We start from the raw sequence: 12,425 nt of genomic DNA, 5'->3' as shown, positions 1-12,425 counted from the left end.
GGTTGTCTGTCCGCTCCGTCTCTTTCCCACTCTGCTTAATCTTCCTCCCCCACCCCAGCACTCCCCCGCCTTGCTTCAGGTTATTATAGGCAACTGCAGCCTCAATCCTTATCCGTCCCTGAAGATGCGCCAGCTGCGCTGCAGCGGGCCAATTCTCTGCCAGCTCAGGCATCCGTTCTGCCACTAAAGCTTCCGCTTCGCCCTGCAGCAGGGAGCGGCCGGCAAGTGCTCCTGCCAACTGATTAGCCGCCGTTGCCAATGCAGCGGAGCCGCCCCATCCCAACAAGCTTTCCTTAGGAAATACCGGCTGACCACCATAGTTCCCGGAAATCGCAACCTCCTTCGCGCCTCCTCCCGTTCGGTCTAGCATGGATTCTCCACTGATAATTCTCGCAGTCAGCCACTCCTCTTCCCGCAGACCTCCTTCCTCCTGTTCTTGCCTGATTTCAGCCTTCAAGCAATGGACAACATACCTTTCCCAGTCCTCCTTCTTCCATAGCGTCATGGCCGGTGAAGCTCTGAAGCCCTCCCGCAGCTTCACCCCCCAGCCTAACGGGAGCGATGGTGACAGCAGCACCAGACTGTCCGCTTGCCCGCCGCCCCAGCCTTCACCTCCCATTCCCTCACCCTTCCACCACAACCTGTCCACAGCCAGATTTAGTGAAACCCGGATCTCCCAGCTGCCATAGCACTCTACGGCATATACTGCTACTCTCATCAAATCCTTCCCTCTCTCCTTCAAAGTGGCACATCACCGAGACCATAGATTACGATCCCCCCCGAATCCACACTAAATTAATTAAACTTTTTATTTTTCTATTCCGCGATAGCCCTGTCTACAGCAAAACTTTGGACTCCGGCCACTGTCAGGTTTGGATTTAGCTGTACTTGAACAGCAGATAGCCTAACTGCAGTTACTGCAACTATTTATTGCTGTAACAGCCTATCTCTCCACTGAAGTGTATTACGTACAACTAAAATCCGGGAAAACCGCAGTTTGGCCTCATGTCCGCAATAATAAATGTACGAAGTGCAGCTATCTCCAAATATCCTATCTAAATCTGAATAATAGCTGCACGAAATACAACTAAAGCAGCTGACCTTAAGTTTGGTGTCCGGCTGAACCACTAAGCAATCCGTATTTGCTCATCAAACACAAAAAAGCACACTCCCCCATCACTGGAGAGTGTGCTTCACCCGTTGCCGACATATTTAATTATCATTCGCCATGCTTCGATCCGTATCCCCTGCTTCCCGGCAGCCGCATCATCTTCAGCGGAAAAGGCTGCTCCTGTGTCCGCAGATCCAGTACGTTTTCCTTCCGGTGTTCCGCTTCGCCAAGAGTGTTGTAGTGCGGCATTACCGGGGCGAACCTGATAGACGAGCCGCTGCAGTCTAACCTTGAGGCAACCGCCAGCGTTCCATCCAAGGAACCATCATCCATCAAAGTGACATACAGCGGTCTGCCCATCCAAAAAGCATAAACTGCGAGCATTCGGATATACCATTCCACAACAGCTTCATGATTGCGGGTGATCAGAATATAATGAAGCCGCTTTCCAGGCCGCATTGCCTCCCGGCTCTCTTCCCTGCGATGCAGAATATGAACAAGGGCTGCTGCGGATGCATAGATAGACACAATCGAGATTAACTGGGCGATCATGGAGATGCACCTCCCTCTTATACCGACACTATATGCCGGTGATAAAGGGACGGTGACAGCCCAGCCTGCCGGGACAGCTGACCCGGTTATTTTGACTCTATATATATCGCAAAGCACAGAATTTCCGCCTTCCTGCAAGAAGACAGATTAAAGCTTCCGGTTTCGGGTACATATTTAAATCAGCATTTTGCAAAATTCGAATATCATGCGGACTGAAACAATACTTTGACTGCAGCTAGACGGCTGCAATCAAGTTATGTACCGTTTTATAAGGATCATTAGGATTCTCCAAAACGCTCAGTTAAAAGTTTACGTGTGAATTATAATGTTACCCAGCCATATTTGATCGAATTGATAACAGCCTGCGTGCGGTCGTCGACTTCCATCTTTTGCAGAATGCTGCTGACATGGTTTTTGACGGTTTTTTCGCTGATAAAAAGGTATTCCCCAATCATCTTGTTGCTCTTGCCTTCAGCCATAAGGCGCAGCACTTCTGCTTCGCGGCGGGTCAGCGGATTGTTGTCGCCTGCAACAAATTTCACGCCTGCTTCCTTAACCGGAGTCTCGGCCATGGCACCTGTCTCGTTAAGATACGTCATGCGGCGCAGCTGATTGATCAGCTTGCCGGTTACCTTGGGATGAATGAAGGCGTGGCCTTCACATACAGAGCGGATCGCATTAATAAGCGACTCTGCCTCCATATCCTTCAGCAAATATCCATTCGCACCCTTGCGCAGAGTTTCGAAGACGTAACTTTCGTCATCATGGATCGAGAGGATAATCACTTTAACATCCGGGAACATTTCCCGCAGCTTCTGTGTAGCCTCCACACCGTTCTCAATAGGCATATTAATATCCATCAGCACGATATCCGGCTTGTTGATATTGCAGAATTCAAGCACCTGGATGCCGTCACCGCACTCACCTATGACTTCAATGTCGTCCTCCATATTCAAAATACGTTTAAGCCCTTCACGAAACAACTGATGATCATCCGCCAAAAGAACCTTTATGGGCGATTTTCCAGAATTCTGGTTTTCCATCACATTACTCCTTTCCTTTGTCCACATTCGTCGGAATGTGAATTATGATTGTTGTGCCCTGGTTCTCTGCTGACTGTATTTCCACTCTACCTTCCAGCAATTCCACACGTTCACGCATTCCCACCAGCCCGAAGCTTTCACGGTTGGCTTGCTCACTGATCTTTTTCACATTGAAGCCTAAGCCATTGTCTTTCACTACGATCTTAATTAACTGTGCCTGATACGTAATTTCCACCAGAACATAACTTGGATAGGCATGCTTCGCCGCGTTGGACAAAGCTTCCTGAACAAGACGGTAGACTGCAGCCTCCATCGCTGAAGACAGCCGGTGCTCTTTCCCCCTTGTTTCAAAAGAAGTGCGGATCTTCGTCTTCTCCTCATAATCATGCACGTATTTCCGGAGTGTCGGAATCAGTCCTAAATCATCGAGGGCCATCGGACGGAGATTAAAAATCACTTTACGCATTTCTTCCAGGCTGTACCTTACCTGTCCCTTTAAGTCTATTACTTCGGCTTGTACCAGCCCAAATTCCTGCTTTACCAGCATTCTTTCTACAATTTCCGTCCTTAGGACTAGATTTGCCAGCATTTGAGCAGGACCATCATGAATTTCCCGGGCAATTCTCTTCCGTTCCTCTTCTTGGGCCTGGATAATTTTGAGTCCAACCATTTGCGTGTTTTTCGCAGATTCGACAATTCTCGTCACTTGACCTAGTTCTCCAGACAGATATTCCAGGACAACGCTCATTTGCGAACCAATCGATTCGGCCCGCTCCACAGAATTTTCGACACTGCGAGCCCGCATTTGCAGCTCATCCCGTCTGCTCCGCAGGTAGGCTTCCCTCTCCCTCGTCATCATCAGCTCTAACTGAAGCTCCGTCGCTTTCTCGTAAGCAACCCGGATATCCTTCTCCGTGTAGCGGACAAAGTCCCGGATCCGGGAGCGGTGGTACTGCAGCTCCAGCTTGTCTACCTTTTGCAATGTTTCATCCGTTTCTTCCATAACCCGCTGCAGTTCTTTGGTGAGTGCAGCAAGCTCATCACGTGCAACCTGCAATATTTCAAAAATCTGATACTTGCTGCTCTCCATCACGTCGATGGTATTCTTAATGACGCGATCAATCGCATCGGCTTGAAATTCCACGGATGCTTGCCCCATTTCTATCGGATCGTATTAAAGGCTTTCCTTTATACTAACATATCACGATTCGATAGTTACGGTCTTCGTTATCTGTTCCCATTTTACAGTGAGTCCTAGCTGTTCTGTCACGAGTCTAAGCGGTACTAAAGTCCTGCCATTCAGGATTAAAGGCGCTACATCAGCACTCTGGCGTTTCCCGTTAAGCAGGAATTCCTTCTTGTTTACCGTCAGATCCAGCGCTTTCGCTCCGCGAAGCACCATGATCTTCTTGGTATTCTGATCCCATATGGCATTCCCGCCAAAGGCATCAAGCACATATTTAATCGGCACATACGTGCTGCCATCCTTTACAATCGGCGCTACATCAATCGCCTGCTTTGTGCCGTTTACAAGCATCGACTTGGCTCCGATACTCATGGACGCCGTTCCCTTTGGCAATCCGGCTTCACTGGACAGCGAAGGCATAACGAAGGAAATATTATCAAAGGCTACCGTACCGGTCTTAGCCCGCTCATCCTGGCCTTCCTCTACATTTACCACGTAAAGTCTCTTTAGGGAAGCCGGGAATTTAATCCCTGAGCCGGAAAGATCAATATTGAGGTTCTTCCAGCCATTCCAGTCGATCACTTTGGCCAGATCAATATACGCTGTTGCCCCGCTGGCATCCGTTACCTCTGCACGCAGCCAGTTAAGACTCATATCCCCCATCACGTCTACGGACATAGATGTTGCCGTTGCCGGAATACTCTTGCCCGTTGTCCCGTTGAACTGGGCATAAGCATACATTTTTCCAGTGCCAGCCGTCATGTCATAGCTAAGCGACAATACCTTCGAGCCAGCCCGTTCCGCGCTGCCCGGGACAACTGCTGCAGTTCCCGTTACCCCTGCCGCGTTGGTTGTGAAGGCAAATGGATACGTGGCATTTTCGAAATTCTCCCAAGCCGTTGACGCCGCTGCAGAGAACACAACAGCTGTGCTGAAGCCGTCATAACGGGAAATGGCATAACCGGTTGTTACCCCCGGATCCACAGATTCCACAGTAAGCTTACCGTCACCTACATTCCCTTTAAAGCCGATAAACTCCCATTTCAGCGATGCAGCCGGGACGGCAATCGTTGCCCCGCTCTTCGACACTGCATTAACTGGAACAGATACCGAGGCTCCTGCTATAAGCGGTGCTGTCGAGGTGCCGGCAATCAGACTTGTCAGATCCTCTCCGCCCAGAACGGTCACTTTGGTCTCTGCACTGGCCGAACCGCTGGTAGCTTTCAGGTTAACAGTTCCCGCTTTGACTGCGGTTGCTTCCCCTGCATTCACCGTAACACTGCCGCCGCTGGAGCTCCAGGCAGGATTAGCTGCAGCTACATCAATTGGATTGTAGTAAGTATCATAGCCTTTTAGAGAATACGTAGCTTTTTGACCGATTAACAATACAGAACTGCCGCTGATTTTAATTCCTTTCACTTCACCTTGTGGAGCAGAAGTATATACACCAAGGCCGTTAACGATGCTGCGCTGCTCTGTGCCGTATTCTGTATTAAAGGTAAGGGTAGTGGAGGTTTCCGCAAGCGGACGGTCTACCATCGTTGTAGAGCCCCCTCCGTCCAGGTTAATCCCTTTCCAGACACCGATATTGGTCATGAACGATTGCAGCTCCGTCAGAGACAGTCCTGCACTATTGTTATTTTTCTCGGCTGCAATGACATATACATATCGTCCATCCTCTGAATAACCCAGAGCTGTGCGGGCACGATACCCGCCGATGCTGCTGGTGGAGCGGGAGAAGGTCGCCGCTTTCCCGCTATTTACCAGAATGGTATGCCCCCCGATCATCATCTGCAGTGTGGATGGGTCAAGCTCCTGCTGAGTAGTTTTGGAACGAAGCGTGTAGACACTGCTTAGCTTCTGTCCTACAACCAGATGCGCTTTTACAAATTGGGCTGCAAGCCCGTGAGTCCGCAGAATGTACGCCCCTTTAGGCACGGTTATCGGCAAGGCAGCGTCAGGGGAAACCTGGGTAACGATATCATTCTCTACCAGTACCTCTGTAGGCGTCGTAGAGCTGTTCTTAGGCCGCTCCAGCGCTGTCCAGGCATCTGTGTAGATATAGGCGGCATTGGCATGACTGTAGGTGGAACTGCCGCCCTCAGGGTTATAGGCCCCTTTATTGATGCCGGATAACGGAAACTGTGAACCATCCTCAGCAGTCAGCATGCCTTCGAATGTATATTCATCAATAACCGGCTTACGGTCTTTGGTCACAGCAAAAGCATACATTCCATCAAGCTGGGAAGGTGTAGATACTACAACCCCGCCTGATACTTGACCACCGATCGGTGCACCTTCCCCGCCGGTATTGAAGTAATCCCCGTTAACTGCGGCCACTGCTCCAGTTTCTGCCGCCATTCCTCCGGTACTTTGCCGCGTAGTCAGATTACCGCCTTTGCCCGTCATTACATCTACAGAAACATAAGGGTTATTCAGATCGACCCGAACCACGTCAGCCAGCCCTGTTACACTTTTGCCGGACCGCACGGTCGTAAATTTATATTTCATCATCATCGCGCCTGAAGTAATGACTTCTTCGCTCAGCTTTGTCACTGAGAAGGAGGCTGTAGCAGCTTGCGCTACTGAAGCGGAATTTGAGCCTAACCATCCGATGCCTTCATTTCCGATAACCGGCATGATCCATATTACACCTGCTATTGATGCCGCGATCCACTTTTTAGCAGGAGACCATTGACTTTTATTTACTTGCTCTTTACTCTTTTTCCCCATGAAAAGCTCATTCATTTCAGCGTTACTCTCCCATCTATTTTGTACTCTTCAATCTCACTATCAATATCTGGATATCAGTTCCTATTATTAGGCTACATCTTTAATAGACTGATTTCCAGCTGAAAAGTTGCGATTTAAAGAGATTACTAGAAGGGATTTCAGACTATACCGAGTTATATCAGACCTCAAGCAGCCGCGCAAAAAAGCACCCGGCACATTGTGCTGGATGCTCCATTATTGTATAAAGTTCACTTACATATAACCTGCCATCTTCAGCATCCGATGCAGCATTACAGCAGCCTGTCCTCTGGTAGCATTGCCTTGCGGCTGAAATTGCGTGGTACTTATCCCCTGGATAATTCCTGCTTTGACTGCTTTGGCTACGAATTCCGTACTCTGGCTTAGAATTTTCGCCCTATCCTTAAACGGACTGAGGGTATCCATAACCGATGCGCTAAGCGTTATAGGCTGTCCTGTATACTCCATTGCCCTCACCATCATAATTGCCATTTGCTCACGGGTGATCTTATCCCCCGCACGGAAGGTCCCGTCTGTGTTCCCCGTTATAATACCGGCCTTCGCTGCTGCACCGATGTAATCGCCGGTTTGGCTGGACGACTGCACGTCCGTGAAACGCTGCGCTGTCCCGCTGTCCCCTGGCAGACCTAGTCCTCTGCTCAGCATAACAGCAAATTCACTGCGGGTAATGGCTTGCTCCGGTTTAAACTGGCTTCCATAGCTATTGTCGATAATATTCTTGGCTGCCAGTTCCGCTACAGCTGTATTACTCCAGTGTGTACCCATATCAGTAAAAGAGCGCGTGGAGGTGAATGCTCCCACAATCTGATTCCCGCTGGTCAAAGCACGCATCACCGTATAAGTCCCTTTAGTAATACTTGTTGTAGGGAGATAAGCGGCATCGTAATAGGAAAGATCCAATCTGGCTACAGAAGTCTGCTCACTATTATTAGGAGTTGTCGTTCTCACCGAATATTTCCCGGGTAAACTAAGAGCATTCTCGTTGCTATAATTACCCGTCACCGATGCTGCCAAACGAAGATCAGCAAGAGGGGTTATACTTGTAAGCCCCTGAGTTTGCAGTCTTTGGGCAAATGGGGCAAAAGCCTCTGATGGCATTTTCTCTATACGATAGATAAGCGAGATATTACTGCCAGTTGTATTGAGGCTGGCCACAATTCCGTTCAAATCTACCTTTCCGAGATCAACACTGAAGATCTGATCCCCATAGCGTATACCAAAGGTAGAAGCCTTGTTGCGATTGAATGCATCCATTAACGGCTGCAGAGGTACCGTAACATATGCAGCTAATTCTGTCGAAGGAACCTCAAATAGCAGAGCAGCTGTCCCTTGTGTATTTAAATAAGTATAACTGGTAGCTAGTCTCTCCGCATTAAGACTGTATCTTTTGACATTTTGGCTGTAGATGGAGTGATCTGCCGCTATCACTGAAGAATCGCTTTTGAGCAGAGGAACCGCTTCTCCAAATTCACTAGCCTCCAGCGTAGCCAGATAGGACGGCCGGTTACCGTCCGTTGTTACGGTCGTAACTCCAGTGAGGTTCTTCACCGGCAGCAGCGAGAAGGAAGCCAGTGCATTACCGTTGAGATCTCTAATAAAAGATGTACCTGAGGTATAAGAAAGATCGACTGTCTGCCCACTCGTCACAGAACCGGATAGCACCAGCTTGAGCACTGTCCCTGTTAGAGTATAGCTCTGCACTAACATACTTGTCCCATTCACTCGAACCGCAAACTGGGAGGTGCTAAGCACTGAAGAAGTCAGCATGCTTTGGGCAAAAGTTAGTGTAAGCTCATTCCCTGACACCGTTGCACTGCTGATTTCCGATACTACAATATCGCTAAGATCGACTGGTTTAAGATCAACATAGGCTGCACGGTTGCCGTTAAGATCGGTTATGCCCTTAACGCCAGGTACATAGGAGACTGTCACCGTCTGCCCAATAACCAGGCTGCTCTGAAGTGTTAATTTCACACTACTTCCGCTCACTGCCACGTTGGTGACATAGTTAGGAGTCCCCCCTACCAGCACTGAGAACTGGCTGTTCATCGGCAGATTGCTCTCTGCCAAGCCTTCATTATAAGTCAGCACAAGCTTAGTTCCGCTTCCCGTCGCATGCTGAAATACTGGAGCAACGCTATCATTGCTGTTTCGGATATTAAACTCAGAGAAATCGGCAATATTCTGTCCCAGCGAGTTGAGCAGTGGATACGAGCCTGCATAGTAGGATACCCTTACGACCTCGCCATTTCCAGCTTCCGCCCCCGTCGTTATATATACAGTGTTTCCGCTAGATCTGATTGAATCCACTCCGAGCGAATATCCTTCAGATGTTACTATAAACTGTTCCCGGGCATAAGAGGATACTGTTTTGAGCGTATCATTGAAGGTCAGTGTCACCGTTTTGCCTGTAATTCTGCCTTCCTTAGGTGTAGGAAGTGATGATTCTATACTGTTGGTAATTTGCAGTGCAGAAAAGGTTACTGCTGCATTGCCGCTGGTATCCTGGATGGTCCGCACTCCGCCAGTATAGCTTATTTTTACATTCTGCCCTACGGCTATCCCTGTACTAAGAGTAAGATAGACACTGTCGCCTTGAACATAAGCGCTATCTACAGTACGATTCTCATCATTCACACTGACCGTGAAACTGGATGCCAGCAAAGCTATCGATGAATTGAGCGTCTCATTATATTTCAAACGGATCGTCCGGTTATTATCCAGCGTTGCGTTCGTAAGCAGCGGGGCTGTCTTATCCACAGCTACAGTGCGGAAACTCCATGATTTTGTACCGCTCAATCCCTCATATTGTGAGCTGGGGTCTCCCGCATCCGTAAATGCCCCCTTAGCGATATCTATATAATAAATAGTATCTGATTCAAGAGTTGCGGTCGGCTTAATAATGAAGTCCTTTGCTGTAGCACCTTGCTGGACAGCTGCCGCCACTTTTGTTCCATTGCTTTTGTATAGAACAACTCCATTAGTGACGGCACTATTATAGACCGCTTCCTTGTTAAAGCTAAGTGTGATCGACTTAGATAACTCTACCGACTCACTCCGGTCTGCTGGCGATATAGCGGTTGCCGACAAACTTGTAAGAGAAGCCGTTGTAAACGTCCATGAATAAGAACCTGCAGCTGGAAATACATGCCCATCCTGATCATAAAAAGCTCCTTGCGGAATTGTAACTGTATACAACGTACCGTTCAACAGTGGCGCGGACGCCGAGGCCGGCAGCAGTGTAATCGTCGAACTTCCCCCACCAGTGACGCTCGTCGAGTTGACATTAATCCATCTCGTTCTAGAGTCATCCTGAGTACCTGGTGAGACAGAAATCGCTCCGGCTGCCGGACTCATCGGACGGTCAAAGTACAGTTTGATCGCTCCGCTAGCCGATGCACCAAATGAAGCATTTGCCGGGGCCGTGGATACTGAAATTGTACCGATACCGGTCGTGGAGAAGCTCCAGCCGTTACCGCTCGATATTCCCGGAAAATTAGTATTATTGGCATCTTTAAACGCGTAAGAATCGATAAGCACATAATAATTCCCGCCTGCTGGAAGCTTATTGGCCAGAGTCAATGTAACAGAAGTGGAAGTGGCATCGCTCAACAGCCCTACTTTGGGCTCTCCGTCCCTGATGATAAATTCCTGTATTACAGAGTTATCCGCAGAAGAGATAAGCCTGACGGAACCTCCTCCTCCTGTAAGAACTCCAGATAGCCGCAGACTCAGCTGAGTTAATGCCCCGGATTCCACCCTAGAATTGTTCGCAGGAAACAAACTGCTTGCTACAATAGCCGGATTACTCTCTCCAGCCGTTGTGAAAGTCCAGCTAGTTAGCGCCGATTCATTACCTGAGCTATCTTTGAACAGCCCCTTAGGCACACTCACACTGTATGTCTTATAGGGCGCTAACTTCAAGCTGGAGCCTAATTTGATTTCGTAATTAGTAGAATTGCCGATCAATCCTGAACTGCCAATAGCAATTTCCGTAAACATTGTTCCGGAGTCCTGCTCTGTAATTGTGATTTTCCCCGTTTGCGGAATAACCTGACGGTCAAATTTAAGTCCCAAAGAAGCCCCTACATTCACAAAAGCAGCACCATTAACTGGAGATGTTGTTATTCCGAACTCCGAAGCGGCATATACCGCAGATGTATGTACACCGATAGCCGGACTGCCCAGACCAAACAGCAGATTGCCTGCAATGATAATAGCCGTCCCTATTGATAATTTCTTGTTCATTCTTAATAAAGCTCCTTTCAGCCACTCGAGCATTTCTTCTATACTGTTATATTTCGGTTAAAGGGCTTCCAAAGTTTAGAAGATAGCCTCAAGCAGCACGGGCATCATCCCCTCGCTTATAAGAAGGCACAAAAAGCCCGTACAGACCTCCTCACTTCAATGAAGGGGCTTGTACGGGCATAGTTAAATTTATATTTTTAGATCCCTGCCTGGGCTTTCAACATATCTGCTTTGTCTACACGTTCCCAAGGAAGGTCAATATCTGTACGGCCAAAATGTCCATACGCTGCGGTCTGTCTATAAATAGGCTTACGCAAATCCAACATGGAGATGATGCCTGCCGGACGAAGATCGAAGTTGCTGCTGATAAGATTCGCCAGCTTCTCTTCACTGATCTTGCCTGTTCCGTATGTATCTACATTGATCGAGACAGGATTAGCTACACCAATCGCATAAGCCAGTTGAATTTCACATTTGTCAGCAAGGCCTGCAGCAACCAGATTCTTCGCTACATAACGTGCAGCATAAGCTGCAGAACGGTCTACTTTGGTTGGATCCTTACCGGAGAATGCACCGCCGCCATGACGCGCATACCCGCCATATGTATCAACGATGATTTTGCGCCCGGTCAGACCGGCGTCACCCTGAGGACCACCAATCACAAAGCGGCCTGTCGGATTAATGAAATATTTAGTAGCTTCATCCAGTAGCTCAGCCGGGACAACAGGCAGAATAACATGCTCTTTAATGTCCGCCTGAATTTGCTCAAGAGAAATTTCTTCCGCATGCTGCGTGGAAACAACGATCGTATCTACACGAACCGGTCTCTCATCCTGATATTCAATTGTTACCTGAGTCTTGCCATCCGGGCGCAGATACTCAAGAGTTCCATTCTTACGAACCTCCGCCAAACGACGGGCAATCCGGTGCGACAAAGCAATCGGAAGCGGCATAAGTTCAGGAGTTTCATTAGTAGCAAAACCAAACATTAACCCTTGGTCACCAGCACCAATGTTAGCCGTTTCTTCAGCTACAAGGGCAGGATCCCGATTCTCCAGAGCTGCATTTACCCCTTGGGCGATGTCAGCAGACTGCTCATTTAATGAACTAAGCACTGCACAAGTGTTAAAATCAAAACCATATTTTGCACGGGTATAGCCGATTTCCTTAATCGTATTACGTACAATTGCCGGGATATCCACATATTCGGACTTGGTGCTGATCTCCCCAATAACAAGCACGAGGCCTGTTGCTACGGCTACCTCGCAGGCTACCCGGGCATTGGGATCGTTAGCAAGAAATGCATCGAGTACCGCATCGGATATCTGGTCACAGATTTTATCCGGATGTCCCTCTGTTACAGACTCAGAAGTAAACAAATGACGCCCTTTAATAGACATGTACAACTACCTCCCATATTGTTAGTCTGACACTGTATAAGGGGGCACCTTAGTAATTAACAGGCCAAATATATTAAGTAGAATAATAAAGACTGATAAGCCGGTTTATTCAA

General features: G+C 48.4%; 6 protein-coding genes and 1 pseudogene. All 7 read right to left on the bottom strand.

The features are described 5' to 3' along the window. Window positions 1–721, bottom strand: a pseudogene (locus QW71_RS22025) (hypothetical protein); the annotation flags it as partial. A 498-nt stretch (window positions 722–1,219) separates the two neighbouring features. Continuing rightward, the gene (locus tag QW71_RS22020; RefSeq protein WP_052770132.1) at window positions 1,220–1,663 is read right to left on the bottom strand and encodes a hypothetical protein; all 444 of its coding nucleotides are present in this window, start codon (window positions 1,661–1,663) and stop codon (window positions 1,220–1,222) included. A gap of 320 nt (window positions 1,664–1,983) precedes the next feature. Then, window positions 1,984–2,706, bottom strand: coding sequence for a response regulator transcription factor (locus tag QW71_RS22015; protein WP_039303779.1), 723 nt, complete (start codon window positions 2,704–2,706; stop codon window positions 1,984–1,986). 4 nt (window positions 2,707–2,710) lie between these two features. Further along, window positions 2,711–3,850, bottom strand: a complete 1,140-nt coding sequence (locus QW71_RS22010; RefSeq protein WP_039303775.1) for a sensor histidine kinase — start codon at window positions 3,848–3,850, stop codon at window positions 2,711–2,713. A gap of 57 nt (window positions 3,851–3,907) precedes the next feature. Beyond that, window positions 3,908–6,625 (bottom strand): stalk domain-containing protein, encoded by a 2,718-nt coding sequence (locus tag QW71_RS22005; protein ID WP_039303810.1) that lies wholly within the window; start codon window positions 6,623–6,625, stop codon window positions 3,908–3,910. A gap of 252 nt (window positions 6,626–6,877) precedes the next feature. After that, a complete protein-coding gene (locus QW71_RS22000) occupies window positions 6,878–10,912 on the bottom strand; it encodes an Ig-like domain-containing protein (protein ID WP_039303772.1) in 4,035 nt (1,344 codons plus the stop codon). A 197-nt stretch (window positions 10,913–11,109) separates the two neighbouring features. Further along, on the bottom strand, window positions 11,110–12,312 hold the full coding sequence (gene metK / locus QW71_RS21995; RefSeq protein ID WP_039303769.1) for a methionine adenosyltransferase: 1,203 nt from the start codon (window positions 12,310–12,312) through the stop codon (window positions 11,110–11,112). Window positions 12,313–12,425 lie beyond the last annotated feature (113 nt).

Source organism: Paenibacillus sp. IHB B 3415 (genome assembly GCF_000802655.2).
GTDB lineage: Bacteria > Bacillota > Bacilli > Paenibacillales > Paenibacillaceae > Paenibacillus_AQ > Paenibacillus_AQ phytohabitans.
The sequence above is the reverse complement of the archived record's forward strand: the minus strand, read 5'-3'. Positions and strand labels throughout refer to the sequence as shown.

Bases quoted from the DNA above. Each gene is read 5' to 3' on its own strand.
- QW71_RS22020 (WP_052770132.1), bottom strand. From the start codon at position 1,663: ATGATCGCCCAGTTAATCTCGATTGTGTCTATCTATGCATCCGCAGCA.
- QW71_RS22015 (WP_039303779.1), bottom strand. From the start codon at position 2,706: ATGGAAAACCAGAATTCTGGAAAATCGCCCATAAAGGTTCTTTTGGCG.
- QW71_RS22005 (WP_039303810.1), bottom strand. From the start codon at position 6,625: ATGGGGAAAAAGAGTAAAGAGCAAGTAAATAAAAGTCAATGGTCTCCT.
- QW71_RS22000 (WP_039303772.1), bottom strand. From the start codon at position 10,912: ATGAACAAGAAATTATCAATAGGGACGGCTATTATCATTGCAGGCAAT.
- metK (WP_039303769.1), bottom strand. From the start codon at position 12,312: ATGTCTATTAAAGGGCGTCATTTGTTTACTTCTGAGTCTGTAACAGAG.